Genomic DNA, 17,268 nt, shown 5'->3' with positions numbered 1-17,268 from the left:
CTCAAATCTCCTTTGCCATCAGGGGATCGATGTCCACGCCGATGAGCTGTGTCGTTTTAACGAAGGCGTCCGACACCTTTGCAAAGGTGAAAGACAGCTGCTGTTCTTCCCAATTTCTTGCGCCGGCGATCAGCACCTGAACGCAGAGCGCACCGATCCGCTCGACAGCGGAGGCATCGATGGCGACTGCGTTGCCTTTCAGCGCCAGCAGCTTTTCATGCAGCGCCGTCGCCTCGTTCAGATCGAGCACAGGAGCGAGCCTGAGCGTCTTCTGAGCGGTCTTCTTGCTGGCCATTTCGGTTTCCTCGCCTGCCTGCTTTAAATCTCTTGCCCAAGACTAGTGGTGCCGTCCCGCAACATGTCGTCCGGTGACAGCGCCGTCGTCGAACAGAGCGATCGCGTCGCCGTCGCTAGCCTGCCCCGGCGCGCGCTGCGATGCGGGCGAGAGAGCCGGGCTGCGGGTCGCCGCTGCCCGTCCCGTCTGAGGCTGTTCGAGACGGAACCTGCGGACCGTCCGGCCGAGTTCCTCGATGACCGCACTAAGGTCGCCTGACGATCTCGCAGCGTTTTCCGCCAGCGCCGCGCTTTGCTGCATCGCTTGCGAGATGCCGCCGATTTCGGTGGTGGCGGTACGAAGATCGCTCACCTGGTCTTCGGCGTCGCGGGCGATGCCCGAGACCGCCGCGTTGATGGAAATCACCTGCTCGACGATGCTGTTGATCGCATCCTGCGTTCGGCCGACCATCTCGACGCCGGCCTCGACCTGGGCCTTGGTTCCGGTAACAAGCTGCTTGATCTCGCGCGCCGCCTCGCCGGAGCGCTGGGCAAGTGCGCGGACCTCCTGGGCGACCACCGCGAAGCCGCGGCCGCTCTCGCCGGCGCGCGCCGCCTCGATGCCGGCGTTGAGAGCCAGAAGATTGGTCTGGAAGGCAATTTCGTCGATCACGCCGATGATCTGACCGATCTTTTCGGCAGACGCCTCGATGTCGGCCATCGCCGAAATCGCCTGACCGGCAACCTCACCGCTCCGCTCTACGGCAATGCGCGTCTCGTTCGCCTTTGCCTCGGTTTCACCGATGCGCGCCGATCCGGCTTGCATGCGTCCGGTCATGCCGTCGAGCGTTGCCGCCTGACGGGAGAGCGCCTCGGCTTCGCCTCCAGCCCTGCCGGAGAATTCAGCCGCGCGGGCGTGCAGTTCCGAGATCATCGCTTCTGCCGCTGCGCTACGCTCGTCCGCGGATTTCAGCGCCGCCTGAATCTGATCCAGGGACGCATTGAGGCGTGCGACAATCGGTTGATAGGCATCCGAAGCGTCTTCTGGCAGGCGGGCGGCAAGGTCACCGTCACCGAGAGCTTCCAGAAAGCTTGAGAAAAGGTCGCTGACCTCCGTCTCGTCATCCCTGCGCTGCTCGGCCATTTGCCGTTGATGCTGCTGGCGCAAGGCGTTGAAACGCAGCGACACCGCGATCTCCGTATCGACGAAGGCGGTGCGCACGAGCGCGGCGACGAGATTGCAGAGTTCCTTCTTGCGCGCCTTGCCGAAGGGAAGCAGCGAGCTGGGCCACGCGTCCTCGACGAGGCCGGTCAGCAAATGCTCCAGTACCACCGCGTGACTTGCGACCTGCCAGCGGGGGTCGAGCCCCATGCGGCCTTCCGTATCGGCAAGCACTTTCACGCGCTCCGCATAAAGCCCATCGAAACGGGCATCGGTCAGCACATTCCAATGCGACGATTGCAGGTCGTGCAGACGATCGAGCTGGCGGTCACTTTCGAAGTGGCGGACGGCCTCCGGATGGGTTTGAAACCGTTGAAAGAGATCCCGTAGCGCAAGCTCGATGCGCGGCGAGAGGGCCTGGCGGTGGTGGCGCAGAAGCGCGCAGCCGTCTTCGTCGAGCCCGGCAAAACGCAGGCGCTCAAGCAAGCTTCCCGCTTGGCCCCTTCTTGCCTGTTCTGACGACGCGTCGTGCTTCACGCTAATCCCCGGCCTGGTACGCAATCGAAACTGACTTGGGGATCTGACCAGCCAGAAGGCCAGCGGTGGTTACGCCCGATCGATGCGATCAGCGCGCCGCAGCGTCTGCCATCGTCCATCCCGCAAGTAATTTCGGTGAAGAATAGATACCGGACCGGAACCGGTACGGCGGGGCGGCGTCATGCCTTGAGGAGTAGCTGAGACTTTCCTATTCCGACGTGTGCGACCATGTTTATGGTTAATTCGTTGCTTGAAAGTTAACGGTTCCTGGCCCCCTAATTGGAATGGCTAAAATTCACTGGACTTCCGGCCGGCCTTATTTTTGCACTGCAGCGAAACTGCACTATTCGATGCGTGCAACAACAGGTTTTCAATCACAAGAGTTTAGAGTTGTGCTTCTACTTGCGATCTCGTATCGAAAGCGACAGTGAAAAAGGCGCGGGCCGCCGGCAGTAACTTTCACACGGGCTGGGCGACATCATGATGGTGCGCCAACAGGAAATGAACAATGATTGTTCTTGGAATAGGCGCCGCCATCACTGCAATCCTGACAATGGCGGCAGTTTCGATTGTCATCAATCTGGAACATAACCGGTCGCTAAACCGGAACGCGGTTTTCTGATTGGTTTACGCAACGCGACCGTTCTACTTCGCGCGTCCATCACATTACATCGGGTAGACTTTAGGCGTCGACTGCGCGCTCTACGTGCGCCGCAGTGAGTGCGCGCCATTCCTCGGCGTATCTCGCATAATCATCCGAGACGCTACCCTTGAAACGTTCTGCCCCTGTGTGGACGCGAACGCCGGTCACGAGGCAGGCCGCACCAAGGCTGGTTCCGGTGGCGCTGTGGCTGTCGGCAAGGACCTGTCTCCCGGTGGCCGCGGCGAGCATCCGCAAATAGGCGGCGTTGGCGGCAAAAGGCCCTTCGACAACGATCTCGCCCCTTGCTCCGATGAGATCAAGGCATGTCGCCGTCATCAGTGCAAGATGAAAGGAAACGACGGCAAGCCGCTCGGCCGGAGCAAGCGCCCTTTCGTCGGTCGTCCAGCGCGCGCTGGTCGAAGGGAAAGGGCCGGAGCCGACCGGCACCGACGGCAGCAGCATGTGGCCCGCAGCCAGAACCTTGCCTTCCGCCTCCAGCGAACCGGCGGGCGGATTCTCGCCCATAAGGGTCGAGAAGGCGCGGCCGCCCATGAACCGGGCCGAGGGCACCGGATCGCCGAGCGCGTTGACGTTGATCAGCGTGTCGCGCTTCTCATCGAGTTCCACCCGGTCGCCGCCGACCGACAGGATGACAACCCAGGTCCCGGTCGAAACGACCGAGAAGGGTGCGTTGCGCGTCAGCAGATGCGGTAGCAACGAGGCATTGGAGTCGTGGATCCCGCAATAGACCGGCAGATTTCGCGGCAAGCCCGTTTCATCCGCCAAATGTTGCAGCAGCCCGCCAAGCACGTCGCTCGCTTTGCGCACGGGTGCGAAGAGTTTGCGCCAGCCGAGTGCCTCGACCATCGAAGAAAAACCTGCGGCCTTCGGATTCCAGAGGTCGGTGTGGCAGCCGAGCGAAGTCAATTCGTTCGCTCTGACGCCTGTCAGCCGGTAGGACCAGTACTGCGCATAGGTCACGATCGTCGTGACCTTCGCGAAGTGCTCCGGAAACATGCGCTCCTGCCAGAACAGCTGTGCGCCGACATTCAGGCCCATCGGCAGGCGCGCCGAGCCGGTCTCCGAGAATGGCGCACGAACGCGGTCGTAGTCCTCCGCGCGCGCGTCCGGTCCGGCGAATTCGTAATCCAGGACCGGCAACGCAAGATCGCCGGCATCGTCAACCAGAACCGCGGTCGCCCCGTGTGTGGTAACCGATATGGCGTCCACCCTGTGCTCGCGATGAAGTGATGCGAGGCTGTCGAGAATGAAGCGCCAAAGGTGCTCGATATCGAAGTGCGGGTAGAGGCCGCCGTCGATGACGCCGTTGCCCGTCTTGCGCACGGCGATTTCCTCGAACCGGTCGAGATCGACCAGCGCGACCTTGGCGTTCGTCTTGCCTATGTCGATGACAGCGACCGTCTTCATCATCAGCTCAGATGGAAAACGGTCTTCAACGGCACGGCAACCGGCTCGTTGTCGGCGCGGGTCTCCATGACGTCCGCCATATAGGCCCACCATTTCCGCATCACCGGATGCGAGGGAAGCTCCGCCATCCCGTGCGTATCGGTCCGCCAGAGCACGCCGAAAAGCAGGTTGGTCTCTTCGTCGAGGTGGATCGAATAGTCGGAAATTCCCGCTTCCTTGAGCAGGACAACCAGCTCGGGCCAGATCGCATCATGGCGTGCCTTGTATTCGTCGGCCATTCCTGGGTTGAGCCGCATGCGGAAGGCGTATTTTTCCATGGAAGAGACCTCAATGTGCAAGACGACGGCGGGCGCGCTGCCAAAGGATCGGAAGCGCGATGACCGAGATTAGCAGCAGGCCGATGAAGATCGACATGACGATGCCGGGCACATTCAAGAGGCCAAAGCCGAATGTCACCATGCCCATGATCAGCGCCGCCAGCACGACACCGGGAATGGTGCCCGAGCCGCCGAGAATGTTGACGCCGCCGAGGACGACCATCGTTACCACCTCCAGCTCCCAGCCGAGTGCGATCGAGGGACGCGTCGAGCCAAGGCGGGAGGTAAGGCAGATCGAGGCGAGCCCCGCCATCAGCCCGGTGAGCAGGAAGAGGATGAACTTCACCCGCGCGACGCGCACGCCCGAAAACAGCGCTGCGGTCTGGTTGTTGCCGATGGCATAGACAGCGCGGCCGAAATTCGTCTTGTGCAGGAGCACGCCATAAACGACGGCGAGCAGCACGAAGAGCGTGAACTCGAACGAGAAGACCCACCAGACATAGCCCTGCCCGAACCAGGCGAAGCTTTTGGGATAACCGGTAAAGGCCTGGTCGCCGAGGACGATGAAGGAGAGCCCGCGAAACAGGCTCATCGTGCCGATCGTCACCACGATCGACGGCAGGCCGAGGCCGGTGATCAGCAACCCGTTGACCATGCCGCAGATGAGCCCGACGCCAAGTCCGATCGCGACGAGTGCCGGTGTGTCCACGCCCAATTGCACGGCATAGCCCATTGCCGTCGAGGCGAGCGCGATGATCGAGGCGACCGACAGATCGATCTCGCCGGAGATGATGACGAGCGCCATGGCGAAGGCAATCATCGCCTTCTCGGTGAAATTGAAGGTGGCGTCGGAGAGGTTCCACGGATCGAGGAAATAGGGCGACGCCAGCGAATTGCCGAGAAAGATCGCGATCGCGACGACAAGCAGCAGGCTTTCCCAGCTCTTCAGGATGCGGGCACCGCGGCCCTGCAGCCGGTCTGGAATGTGGCGGGGAGAAAGGTGAGCGTCCGTCATCAGACCGCCTCCGCTTTTCTAAGAATGACCCGGCCCTTGCGCTTTTCGGCACGGGCGTTGACGGCGACCGCGATGATGATGACCGTTCCGGAAATCGCCATCTGCGCGAAGGGGGAGATGTTGATGACCGGCAGTGCGTTCTTGATGACGCCAAGGAATAGCGCGCCGAGTACGGCGCCTGCCACCGAGCCGATTCCGCCGGCAATCGAGATGCCGCCGATGACGCAGGCCGCGATGATATCGAGCTCGAAGCCGGCAGCGATGTCGACATAGGCGACCGCATAGCGCGACACCCAGAGATAGCCGGAGAGGCCGGCGAGCGTGCCCGAAAGGCAATAGGCGAAGAAGCGCGTGCGGCCGACATCGATACCCGTATAGACGGCGGCATGCGGATTGCCGCCGACGGCATAGAAGGCGCGCCCGAGCGGCGTGCGGCCCATCACCAGGAACATCAGCGCGATCATCAGAAGCGAGAGCCAGGAGAGCACCGGCATGCCGGCGATCTCAAGACGCGGCAGGCCCTTGAAGGCATCGCTCATCTCGTGCGCGTTGATCCACTTGCCATCCGTCAGGAGGAAGATCAGACCGCGATAAATCGTCAGCGTTCCGAGCGTGACGACGATCGGCGGGATGTCGAGTTTCCACACGAGCGTTCCGTTGACCATGCCGAGCAGGCCGCCGAGCGCCATCGCGACAAGAATGACCAAAGGAATCGGCAGCCCGGGAAAGGCGGTGTTCAACATGGCCGCGACCATGCCGCTCAACGCAAGGTTTGCAGCCATCGACAGATCGATACAGCGGGTCAGGATCACCGCCATCTGTCCGAGCGCCAGAATGATCAGAATAGAGGTGTCGTTGTAAACGCGGGCAAAGCTTGCCGGAGTTACAAAAGCGGGGAAGCGCAGAGCGATCAGGGCGACGAGTGCGACGATGGCGACGACGAGCAGGATTTCGCGATTCTTCAGGAGCTTCGCCATCATGCGGCCCTACCGTTCGATTGCGTTTCGATGCCGGCCGCCGCGCGCACCAGCTTTTCGGCGGTCAGTTCGGCGCGCTCGAAGCGTCCCGCGATCCGCCCCTCACGCATGACGATCACGCGATCCGACATGCCCATGATCTCGGGTATTTCCGAGGACACCATGATGACGCTCAGGCCTTCGGCGGCAAGTTCGCTCATGAAGGCATGGACGGCGGCCTTGGAGCCGATATCGATGCCCTTGGTCGGCTCGTCGAGGATGATGACCTTCGGCCTAGTTGCGAGCCACTTGGCGATCACCACCTTCTGCTGATTGCCGCCGGAAAGTGTGCCGACGTCCTGGTCGAGCGACGCGGCGCGGAGATCGAGCCGGGAAGTGTATTCGCGTGCGAGGGCGAATTCGTTGGCGAGTTTCAAGAAGCCGGAGCGCGACGTGTGTGACAGAGAGGGCAAGGTGACATTCTGGAAGATAGGCATGCCGATGATCGCGCCCTGCCGGCCGCGTTCCTCCGGCACATAGACGATGCCGGCGCGGATCGCCTCGGCGGGGCTTCGGATCACCCGCACCTGCCCGTCCAGCTTGACCGCACCGGCCGACGGCCGGGTGATGCCGATCAGCGACTGCATGAATTCCGAGCGGCCAGCGCCGACGAGACCGTAGAAGCCGAGGATTTCGCCGCGCCTCAGTTCAAAATTGATGTCCTCGAATTCGGTTGGGTGGCGATAGCCGGAGACGGTGAGCACCGGCTCGCCGATCGCGACCTCCTTCTTCGGATAAACGGAGCCGACGGCGCGACCGACCATCATGCGCACAAGATCGTCCTGGCTGACGTCGGCGATCAGGCCCTCGCCTACCATGGTTCCGTCGCGGAAGACCGTGTAGCGGTCGGCGATCCGGAAGATCTCGTCGAACTTGTGGCTAATGAAGAGGATCGCCTTGCCGTCGGCCTTGAGCCGCTCGATCAACGCATAGAGTTCGTGGATTTCCTTGTGCGACAGGGCGGCCGTCGGCTCGTCCATGATGACGACACGCGCATCGACCGACAGCGCGCGGGCGATCGCCACCAGATGTTTCCGGGCGATACCGAGATCGCGGAGCCGGATCGTCGGATCGAAATCGGCGCCGGCGCGGTGCAGCAAAGCCCGTGCATCGGCATTGAGCTTCTTCCAGTCGATGAAGCCGAAGCGATTGCGCGGCGCATGCCCGAGGAAGATGTTTTCGGCAACGGAGAGCTCGTCGAAAAGGACCGTCTCCTGATGGATTGCGGTTACGCCGGCGCGGGCCGCAGCAAGGGCGGTTGGAAACGTCGTTTCCTCCTCCACCACACGGATGACGCCGGCATCCGGCTGATAGATGCCGGTGAGGATCTTGACGAGGGTCGACTTGCCCGCGCCATTTTCGCCGACAAGCGCCGTCACCGACCCAGGATAGAGCGCGAGCGAAACATCGGAGAGAGCGCGCACGCCGGGAAAGGACTTCGATATGCCCTCGAGTGCGACGGCGGGCTTCATCCGCGATGTGGTTGTGTCCTGCAACAAGAGAGGGTCCACCAGTTCAGTCGTTTCAATTGGGCGGCGGTCGTTCGTTCAAGCGCCTTCGCCGTGAGGCCTCGGCAGTGAGGTTGCCCCTCACCCTAACCCTCTCCCCGCTCGCGGGGAGAGGGGACACCTCAGGCCGCCGGATACCTCAACGTTCGTGAGGGCGAGGCGGCGCCGCTTGTTCCCTTCTCCCCGCCTGCGGGGAGAAGGTGGCCGGCAGGCCGGATGAGGGGCAATACCCTCCGCGGATCAGAAGATCTTCGCGAACTCTTCGACGTTCGAGGCATCGTAGACGAACGGATCGGCCATGGCGCCTTCATTGTTGTCGTCGAGCTTGACTGTTCCCATGCGGCCCATCTTCAGTTCCGCGCCGGGCTTGGCTTCGGCGCCGTTGACGAGGCCGTAAGCGATCATCGTTGCCGAGTAGCCGAGGTCGATCGGGTTCCAGATCGCGAAGGACTTCGATGCGCCGGACTTCACGTGTCCCGCCATTTCGGAAGGCAGACCAAGGCCGGTGACGTTGATCTGGCCGATCTTGCCGGCGTCCGTAACCGCCTGGGCTGCCGCGACGATGCCGACCGAGGTCGGTGCGATGATCGCCTTCAGGTTCGGATAGGACTGAATGAGGCCTTGGGTCTCACGGTAGGATTTGTCGGCAAGGTCGTCACCATAGACGGTGGTCACAACGTTGATGCCCTTGTAGTTGCCCTGGACCTTCTTCATTTCGGCGATCCAGGTGTTCTGGTTGGTTGCCGTCGCCGAGGCCGAGAGCACCGCGACGTCGCCACCTTCGGGCAGGTTGTCAGCAGCAAGCTTGATGATCATGTTGCCGATGAGAGGGCTCGAGGACGGGTTGAGATGCATCAGGCGGCCTTCCTTGGCGACACCCGAATCCCACGAAATGACCTTGATGCCGCGATCCATCGCCTTCTTCAGAGCCGGCACCAACGCATCGGTGTCGTTGGCGGAAACGGCGATCGCATCGACCTTCTGAGCGATCAGCGAGTTGATCACCTCGATCTGGCCCTCGGCGGTCGTCGACGTCGGTCCGGTATAGATGACCTCGACGTCACCGAGTTCCTTGGCGGCTTCCTGCGCACCCTTGTTGGCAGCCTCGAAGAAGCCGATGCCGAGCGCCTTGACGACGAGCGCGATCTTCTTGTTTTCCGCATGCGCGGCATTGGCCATGAGTGCCATCGCGACTGCAGCCGTGACCATCAATGATTTCATAATCTTCATGACTTTCTCCTCCCTTTGAGCCGCGCGCATTCGGTATGAATGCATCGGTCCGGCCCCCTATCTGCGGCCGACCCGGACATGCCCGGGCGCCGCAACGTCCCACTCCCCTCTCCTCCGCCCGCGTCAGGCGGACGATGAAGCACTTTCCGCGTCAACGGCGGGCTTCGCCTTGGCGATGACCAGATTGACGCCGGCGCCTTCGAGCATTGCGGCATGCCTGTCCTCGATGCCCGAATCCGTGATCACAGTGGCGATGCGCTTGAGCCCGCAAAGTATGAGGCTCGAGCGCCTGTGAAATTTCGAGGAATCGACCAGCACGACCAATTCGTCGGCCTGATCGATCAGTTTTTGTTCGGCCTGGATCAGAAGCGGATCCGCCTCCATCAACCCGAGGGGCCCGAGCCCCTGTGCCCCCATGAACATGCGGCGCGCATAGAAATTGCGCGTCACGTCGTTGTCGAAGGGGCTCAATATGATGTTCTGCTCACGGTAGATCGTGCCTCCCGAAAGCATCACGGTGTTCTTCGAGTGCTTCAGCAGGTGCTCGGCGATCGGGAAGGAATTGGTGAAGACCTGCATCCGGCGGTTTGCGAGAAAGTGCACCATCTGGAAGGTCGTGGTGCCGCCGTTGATGATGATCGGTTCGCCGTCGGCGCACAGCGCCACCGCCTCCTTTGCGATCGCCTGCTTCTCGCGGGCATGCAAGCCCTCGTTGACGCTGAAGGGCCGGCCGGCGAGACCGACGAATTGTGGCGGATTGATCGCCTCGGCGCCGCCGCGGACCCGGCGCACGCGTTTTTGCACGTGAAGAGCGGCGATATCGCGCCGGATCGTCGCCTCCGAACTGTCGGTCAGCTCGACGAGTTCGGGCACCGTCACGACCGGTTTTTCCTGAACCGCAGACAGGATGACCCTATGTCTCTCTTTCTCGTGCATTCGCTCCTCCGAATGCCCGCATGCTTCCATCAGTCCCGAGCATTGTCAATCAGTATCAATCATATTTTTTCATTGTGCAGCGCAATATGAACGATTTTGATCGTTTTTGATTGACATTCGCGCGCCGACCGTGTGATCTGATGCCAATCATGTCGCCGCGGTCCTACTGCCGCCGGATAGCTTACCGGGAGGAATTCAACATGCTCGACAAGCAACAAGGCGCACGCCTGGCCAATCTCTGGGACGAGGGCAAGGCGGCGGGAATGACCGAGCCGGAGAAGCTTCTTTACCGATCGAATCTTCTCGGATCGGACAAGCGCATCACCAATTACGGTGGCGGCAATACATCGGCCAAGGTCCAGGAAAAGGACCCGCTGACGGGCGAAATGGTGGAGGTCCTGTGGGTCAAGGGGTCGGGCGGCGACGTCGGCACCATCAAGCTTGACGGCTTCGCGACCCTTTACATGGAAAAGCTCAATGCCCTGAAGGGGATCTACCGGGGCGTCGAATTCGAAGACGAGATGGTCGGCTACCTGCCGCATTGCACCTTCAACCTCAACCCGCGCGCGGCCTCGATCGACACGCCGCTGCATGCCTATGTGCCGAAGGCGCATGTCGACCATATGCACCCGGATGCGATCATCGCGATCGCCGCTTCCCGAAACAGCAAGGAACTGACGCAGAAAATCTTCGGCGACGAGATCGGCTGGCTGCCCTGGAAGCGGCCGGGCTACGAACTCGGCCTGTGGCTCGAAAAATTCTGCCTCGAAAATCCGAAGGCACGCGGTGTTGTCCTGGAAAGCCACGGCCTCTTCACGTGGGGCGATACGGCCAAGCAAGCCTATGAGACGACGATCGAGATCATCAACCGCGCGATTGCCTGGTTCGAGACAGAAAACACGGCACCAGCCTTTGGCGGGGCGGTAAAGCCGACGCTGGCTGGCGCCGAACGCGCCGCGATCGCCAAGCGACTGATGCCGGTAATCCGCGGGCTGATCAGCGCGGAAGAGAAAAAGGTCGGGCACTTCGACGACAGCCAGGCCGTACTCGATTTCGTGGCATCCAAAAATCTCGAGCCGCTGGCGGCACTTGGTACAAGCTGCCCCGACCATTTCCTGCGGACGAAGATCCGCCCGCTCGTCGTCGATTTCGATCCGGCCAATCCCGATATCGACAAGACGCTCGCCGGGCTTTCCGAGGCGATTGCCGCCTATCGCGCCGACTATGCCGCCTACTACGAGCGCTGCAAGCGCACCGACAGTCCGGCGATGCGCGACCCCAACGCCGTGGTCTATCTGGTTCCCGGCGTCGGCATGATCACCTTTGCCAAGGACAAGGCGACCGCGCGGATCTCCGGCGAATTCTATGTCAACGCGATCAATGTCATGCGCGGCGCCTCCGGCGTGTCGACCTATGTCGGCCTGCCCGAACAGGAGGCCTTCGACATCGAATACTGGCTCTTGGAGGAAGCCAAGCTGCAGCGCATGCCGAAGCCGAAGAGTCTCGCCGGCCGCATCGCGCTCGTCACCGGCGGCGCCGGCGGCATCGGCAAGGCGACGGCCAACCGGCTGATGCAGGAAGGTGCCTGCGTCGTTCTCGCGGACATCGACGAGACAGCGCTCGAGGCCGCTCAGGCCGAGCTTGCCGGACGATACGGCAAGGATTTCGTCCGCTCCGTCAACATGAACGTGACCAGCGAGGCGGCGGTCGAATCAGGCTTCGGCGATGCGCTCCTCGCCTTTGGCGGTCTCGACATTCTCGTCTCCAATGCCGGGCTCGCCTCGTCGGCGGCGATCGAGGATACGACCTTGGCGCTCTGGAACAAGAACATCGACATTCTCACGACCGGCTATTTCCTCGTCTCTCGCGAAGCCTTCCGCATCTTCCGCAACCAGAAAGCCGGCGGCAATGTCGTATTCGTCGCCTCGAAGAACGGCCTCGCGGCCTCGCCCGGCGCATCCGCCTATTGCACGGCGAAAGCGGCGGAGATCCACCTTGCCCGCTGCCTCGCGCTCGAAGGGGCGTCGGCGCAGATCCGCGTCAACGTCGTCAATCCGGACGCGGTACTGCGCGGGTCCAAGATCTGGACCGGCGAATGGAAGGAGCAGCGCGCAGCCGCCTACAAGATGGACGTCGACGACCTGGAGGCGCACTATCGCGAGCGTTCGATGCTGAAGCTCAGCGTCTTCCCGGAAGATATTGCCGAAGCCATCTATTTCCTCGCTTCAGATATGTCGGCAAAATCCACCGGCAACATCGTCAATGTCGACGCGGGCAATGCCCAGTCGTTCACGCGCTGATCCGGAGGCTGCCATGACCGAGATGATCAGCAAGGTCGTTGTCGAGGCCGAAAATGCAGGCCGCCGGGACGCACTCAACCGAGACTACGACAGCCTCGGCGAAAGGCTTGCCCGCCGCGGCATCGAAATCGATACGATCAAGAAGAAGGTCACCGCCTATGGCGTTGCCGTTCCCTCCTGGGGGGTCGGCACGGGCGGCACGCGTTTTGCCCGCTTCCCCGGCCAGGGCGAACCGCGCAACATCTTCGACAAGCTCGAAGACTGCGGCGTCATCCATCAGCTGACGCGGGCGACGCCGACCGTTTCGCTGCATATCCCGTGGGACAAGGTTTCCGATCTCCAAGGGTTGAAGGAGAAGGGTGCCGCGCTCGGCTTGGGTTTCGATGCGATGAACTCGAACACCTTCTCCGACGCGCCCGGGCAAGCCCACTCCTACAAGTTCGGCTCGCTCTCGCACAGCGATGCGGCGACGCGGCGCCAGGCGGTCGAGCACAATCTCGAATGTATCGAGATCGGCAAGGCGCTGGGGTCGAAGGCTCTGACGGTGTGGATCGGCGACGGCTCCAACTTTCCGGGGCAGAGCAATTTTACGCGCGCCTTCGAGCGTTATCTCGAAGCGATGAAGGCAGTCTATGCCGCGCTTCCGGACGACTGGCGCGTCTTCACCGAGCACAAGATGTACGAGCCGGCCTTCTATTCGACCGTGGTGCAGGACTGGGGAACGAACTATCTGATCGCGCAGGAACTGGGCCCCAAGGCCTTCTGCCTCGTCGACCTCGGCCATCACGCGCCGAACGTCAATATCGAGATGATCGTCGCCCGGTTGATCCAGTTCAGGAAACTCGGCGGCTTCCACTTCAACGACTCCAAATACGGTGACGACGATCTCGATACGGGGTCGATCGATCCCTATCGCCTGTTCCTGGTGTTCAACGAACTGGTGGACGCCGAGGTGCGCGGTGCGGAAGGCTTCAATCCCGCGCATATGCTCGACCAGAGCCACAACGTGACGGATCCGATCGAGAGCCTGATGACCAGCGCGATGGAAGTCTGCCGCGCCTATGCCCAGGCCCTTCTCGTCGATCGCAAGGCGCTCAACGGCTATCAGCAGGACAATGATGCGCTGATGGCGTCGGAAGCGCTCAAGGCCGCATTCCGGACGGACGTCGAACCGATCCTGGCGATGGCGCGCCTCGAGCATGGCGGTGCGATCGCGCCGGTCGCGACTTACCGCGCGAGCGGCTACCGCGCCAAGGTGGCGGGCGAGCGGCCGGCGGTCGCCGGCGGTGGTGGCGGCATCGTCTGAGCAACCAACTGCACGTCCCTTAGATCGGAGCCGATTCAAGGGAGCGTGCAGCCGGCCGGAAATCGGTGCAAAATCGCCGCGCGATGAAATTGCCCCCTATCTGATTTCAAATCCTGTTCTATCTTTTCCTATGGATCCAACGGAGAGGAGCGATTCATGGGTATTGAAAGCATCCTGGTGTTCCTGATTGTCGGCGCTGTTGCCGGCTGGCTTGCCGGTCTGATCGTCAGCGGCTTCGGCTTTGGCCTGATCGGCAACATCGTCGTCGGCATCGTCGGAGCTTTCATCGCCGGCTATCTCTTTCCCGCGATCGGGATCAGCCTCGGAACTGGCATCCTTTCCGCGATCATTCACTCGACGATCGGCGCGATCATCATCCTGGTGCTGATCCGCATCGTCAAACAGGCGTAAGCCTGCCGAAGAAACGTTTGCGATCCGCACGAAAGCGCGGACCGCCTCTTGCAAGGGCGACTGCAAGTTTCCTTAAATCGGAACCGATTTAAGGATAAAAACATGTAGCAATTCAAAGTGCTACAGCGACCTTTGCGCGTCTGAAAGGACGCGCGGCGCAGTAAGCGGAGGCAACCATGAGCGAACTCTACGCTGCAAATATCGAGACGGCCCTCAAAACCTTCATCACCGACCATCGGGGCATGCTGACGCGCGAACAGGCGATTTCGACGATCCTCGAGAACTGGTTCGCGAGCCATGGCTACCTGCCGCCGCAGCAGGAAGGCCGGCGCCCTGAAGATCTTGACGCCTCGAACGACGATTGAAACACTGACGCCGCCTGCAGCGAGCGCGATTCCGGCGTGCCGCTACACATTCGTATTCTTTCCCGACAACCCTGTTTTGCCGCATAGATCGCCCGATGAGCCTTGCTTCCGTCAAACAGTTCTTCTCCGAACACGCCCCCGACATCGATGTCATCGAACTCGCACAAAGCACCGCCACCGTGGAGCTTGCAGCCAAAGGCCACGGTGTCGAGCCCGCGCAAATTGCCAAGACTTTGGCGCTCAAGGTCGGAGACGACGTCATCCTGATCGTCACGCGCGGTGACGCGCGGCTCGACAACAAGAAGTACAAGGCCCGCTTCGGCATGAAGGCCCGCATGCTGGGCTTCGACGAGGTAGAGGCGGAAACGGGCCATCCGGTCGGTGGCGTCTGCCCTTTCGGCTTGGCCAAGCCGCACAACGTCTATTGCGACGAGTCCTTGAAGGCCTACGACGTCGTCGTTCCCGCGGCCGGCGCGACCAACGCCGCCGTCCACATCAGCCCGGAGCGCATCGCGGAATTGACCGGAGCGGAATGGGTCGATGTTTCGGCAACGTGATGTTCCTGCCTTGGAATAGCCACAGAGCTTAACTGAAAACCTCGGACCCCGAGCGGACAGCGATTCGCCCGGTCGCCCGCATACCCTTGCGCTTCGACTTGAATAATTGAGCCGCTCTTTTCGGAGGAGAACACCGAGAATGAAAGCACTTGCCTGCGCGTTCGCCCTCGGCCTGTCGATGGCAGATCCGGCAGCCGCGATGGATCAGTCTCTGGTGCGGCAGTTCGAAAAGCTCGACCCGCAGACGCGCCTGGAGCAGCGTTGCGATACCGAGGCGATGGAACGGATCAGCGCGGACAAGACGTCGTACAGGCCGGACAAGGTGATCGCCTACACCTTCGCCGATCCAATCTTCAAAGGCGACAAGATGAAGGCGCCGGGCGCAGTCTTCCGAAGCGGGGGCGAATGGTACAAGCTCGCCTTCAAGTGCCGCACCAATGCGGCACACCTCGACGTGTTGTCGTTTGAATACAAGATCGGGGAACTCGTGCCGCGGGAACGCTGGGACCAGCTCTTTCTTTACCCCTGACACGGCAAGGAAAATACGATCGCGAGCCGGTCGATGCTGCCCACAAGACCAGAGCATTCTGCTTCCATGTGGGTTTCACTGAAAGCAGAAGGACCTCCAGGCTCAAAATCCTAGAGCACGACAATAAGGAACATCAGCGAGCCGAGCGAAAGCGCGGCCATGATGCTCATGAGCACTTTCATCATGTGTTCCGTCATTTCGTACATCCCAGCCTCATTCCCCGATGAACGAACCTAACAACCGGACCGGCGAGACGGTGCGTCCGACGCGCCGAGCCGGCGCGCCTGCCGGACAATGACAATTTTCTGACAAATCAGTTAATAAATCATCATATACATGGGGATTAGCCCGCTTGGGGTGCAGATCGGCACAGGCGACAACATCGGGAACCGCCTGCCTTGTCTCGGCCAGCTGCGGGGCACGTGCGGCCTACCTATAGTGCCTTGCGCTTGGTATCATGCGTTCCTCATGGGCCCCGCATGGACGCTTGCCGCCCAGCAGGAATGGATTGCATCGCATTGGAAACGACTCTGATGGGAAAAAAGGCGGCCGCGAACAGGCATCTCGCCGGTCACGGGGTGCTGCGCGTCGGCTTCATTCTCGCGCGGAGCTTCACGCTCAGCGCCTTTTCCCTGTTTGCCGACGCCTTGAGGCTCGGCAGCGATGTCGAGGACAAGTCGGGCCGGGTGAACTGCGACTGGGAGGTGCTCGGCAGCACGAGGAACTTCGTCATGTCCAGCTGTGGCATACAGGTGGCGCCCACGGCCTCGCTTCGCCCGCCGACCGAGTTCAGCTACATCGCCGTCGTTGGCGGGCGGCTCAACGTCGAAGAACCGATCGACCGTGAAACGATCAACTACCTTCATCGGGCGGCACGAGAGGGCGTTCCGATCATCGGTGTATGCACGGGAAGCTTCATTCTGGCCGAGGCGGGAGTGCTGGATGGACGTGCCGCCTGCGTCAGCTGGCTGCATCACAATGACTTTCGATCACGCTTCCCCGCAATCGAGGTGACGTCAAAGCGCATCTTTGTCGAGGATGGTAATGTGATCACCTGCGCCGGCGGCAGCAGCGTCGCCGACCTCGCCACCTACCTGATCCGCAAGCATGTCGGCGAGGAAGCCGAGCGCAACGCGCTCGAAATCATGCAGATCACACGCCGCAGAGACGCCACGGAGATGCAGACACGCAATCCGCTCGGCGCAGTCACCGTGCAGGACAAGCGGATCAGTCTCGCGCTCATGGTGATGGAGCAGCATCTTGAGGACATCATCGGCATAGACGATGTGGCGAACGCACTTGGCATATCGCGCAGGCAGCTCGAACGTCTGTTCCAGAACGAACTCGGTGCCACCCCGGTTTCGGTCTATCTGAAACTTCGCCTCGACGCGGCGATGCGACTGGTTGCATCCACCGAAAAGCCGTTGATCGACATTGCGCTCGAAACCGGCTTCGAGAATGTCTCTCACTTCATCCGGAAATTCAGGGAGGCGTTTTCGCTAACCCCCGGTACAGCGCGTAAGCAACTTGCGGCAGCACGGCGGCCGGCTTCCAGCCGCTGACTGCTGCAACCGCTTTTGAAAGACGTTCCGGAGGCGCTAGAGCGCCGTGCGTTCAAGTGAACGCACAAAGGACGCCCTAGGACCGATCGACATTCATCGTAGCCAGATCAGGATCGCAGCGAGGTAGATGACGCCAGTAAAGTGGAGTGTTCGGCGCTCGTAGCGCGTTGCGA

The 17,268-nt window shown here is 61.5% G+C and carries 16 protein-coding genes; 7 read left to right on the top strand and 9 right to left on the bottom strand.

Annotated elements, in window-relative coordinates; translation table 11 throughout:
* Position 1 precedes the first annotated feature (1 nt).
* The 9 genes from QN222_RS26190 to QN222_RS26150 all read right to left on the bottom strand — a co-directional run bounded on the left by QN222_RS26190 (position 2) and on the right by QN222_RS26150 (position 10,065).
* Positions 2-295: an STAS domain-containing protein gene (locus QN222_RS26190; RefSeq protein WP_283963657.1), complete on the bottom strand. Its 294-nt coding sequence runs from the start codon at positions 293-295 to the stop codon at positions 2-4.
* A 42-nt stretch (positions 296-337) separates the two neighbouring features.
* A complete protein-coding gene (locus tag QN222_RS26185; RefSeq protein ID WP_283963658.1) occupies positions 338-1,972 on the bottom strand; it encodes a globin-coupled sensor protein in 1,635 nt (544 codons plus the stop codon).
* Between the two features lie 682 nt (positions 1,973-2,654).
* Positions 2,655-4,049: an FGGY-family carbohydrate kinase gene (locus QN222_RS26180; RefSeq protein WP_283963666.1), complete on the bottom strand. Its 1,395-nt coding sequence runs from the start codon at positions 4,047-4,049 to the stop codon at positions 2,655-2,657.
* Positions 4,046-4,360, bottom strand: a complete 315-nt coding sequence (gene rhaM / locus QN222_RS26175; RefSeq protein WP_283963659.1) for an L-rhamnose mutarotase — start codon at positions 4,358-4,360, stop codon at positions 4,046-4,048. Before rhaM ends, QN222_RS26180 begins: the two co-directional genes overlap by 4 nt.
* 10 nt (positions 4,361-4,370) lie before the next feature.
* Entirely contained in the window at positions 4,371-5,375 is a 1,005-nt protein-coding gene (locus QN222_RS26170; protein ID WP_283963660.1) for an ABC transporter permease, read from the bottom strand.
* Complete coding sequence (locus tag QN222_RS26165) at positions 5,375-6,355, bottom strand: ABC transporter permease (protein ID WP_283963661.1); 981 nt, start codon at positions 6,353-6,355, stop codon at positions 5,375-5,377. Before QN222_RS26165 ends, QN222_RS26170 begins: the two co-directional genes overlap by 1 nt.
* The gene (locus QN222_RS26160) at positions 6,352-7,863 is read right to left on the bottom strand and encodes a sugar ABC transporter ATP-binding protein (RefSeq protein WP_283963662.1); all 1,512 of its coding nucleotides are present in this window, start codon (positions 7,861-7,863) and stop codon (positions 6,352-6,354) included. The genes QN222_RS26165 and QN222_RS26160 overlap by 4 nt, the downstream gene beginning before the upstream one ends.
* Before the next feature lie 276 nt (positions 7,864-8,139).
* Positions 8,140-9,129, bottom strand: coding sequence for a rhamnose ABC transporter substrate-binding protein (rhaS, locus tag QN222_RS26155; RefSeq protein WP_283963663.1), 990 nt, complete (start codon positions 9,127-9,129; stop codon positions 8,140-8,142).
* A 123-nt stretch (positions 9,130-9,252) separates the two neighbouring features.
* Positions 9,253-10,065, bottom strand: a complete 813-nt coding sequence (locus QN222_RS26150) for a DeoR/GlpR family DNA-binding transcription regulator (RefSeq protein WP_284005655.1) — start codon at positions 10,063-10,065, stop codon at positions 9,253-9,255.
* Positions 10,066-10,265: 200 nt separating this feature from the next.
* Between QN222_RS26150 and QN222_RS26145 the strand changes: the two genes are divergently transcribed.
* From QN222_RS26145 to QN222_RS26115, 7 genes are all read left to right on the top strand, one after another.
* Positions 10,266-12,365, top strand: a complete 2,100-nt coding sequence (locus QN222_RS26145; protein WP_283965947.1) for a bifunctional rhamnulose-1-phosphate aldolase/short-chain dehydrogenase — start codon at positions 10,266-10,268, stop codon at positions 12,363-12,365.
* Between the two features lie 13 nt (positions 12,366-12,378).
* Positions 12,379-13,671, top strand: coding sequence for an L-rhamnose catabolism isomerase (gene rhaI / locus QN222_RS26140; protein WP_283965948.1), 1,293 nt, complete (start codon positions 12,379-12,381; stop codon positions 13,669-13,671).
* A gap of 156 nt (positions 13,672-13,827) precedes the next feature.
* Positions 13,828-14,082, top strand: coding sequence for a GlsB/YeaQ/YmgE family stress response membrane protein (locus tag QN222_RS26135; protein ID WP_283965979.1), 255 nt, complete (start codon positions 13,828-13,830; stop codon positions 14,080-14,082).
* Between the two features lie 176 nt (positions 14,083-14,258).
* Entirely contained in the window at positions 14,259-14,447 is a 189-nt protein-coding gene (locus tag QN222_RS26130; protein WP_283965978.1) for a hypothetical protein, read from the top strand.
* Between the two features lie 95 nt (positions 14,448-14,542).
* Positions 14,543-15,004, top strand: coding sequence for a YbaK/EbsC family protein (locus QN222_RS26125; RefSeq protein WP_283965977.1), 462 nt, complete (start codon positions 14,543-14,545; stop codon positions 15,002-15,004).
* A gap of 139 nt (positions 15,005-15,143) precedes the next feature.
* Positions 15,144-15,533, top strand: coding sequence for a DUF930 domain-containing protein (locus tag QN222_RS26120; protein WP_283965976.1), 390 nt, complete (start codon positions 15,144-15,146; stop codon positions 15,531-15,533).
* A 533-nt stretch (positions 15,534-16,066) separates the two neighbouring features.
* On the top strand, positions 16,067-17,095 hold the full coding sequence (locus tag QN222_RS26115; protein WP_283965975.1) for a GlxA family transcriptional regulator: 1,029 nt from the start codon (positions 16,067-16,069) through the stop codon (positions 17,093-17,095).
* Positions 17,096-17,268 lie beyond the last annotated feature (173 nt).

The organism is Sinorhizobium sp. 6-70 (assembly GCF_030124375.1).
Lineage (GTDB): Bacteria > Pseudomonadota > Alphaproteobacteria > Rhizobiales > Rhizobiaceae > Sinorhizobium.
This window is presented reverse-complemented; position numbering and strand designations above follow the sequence as displayed.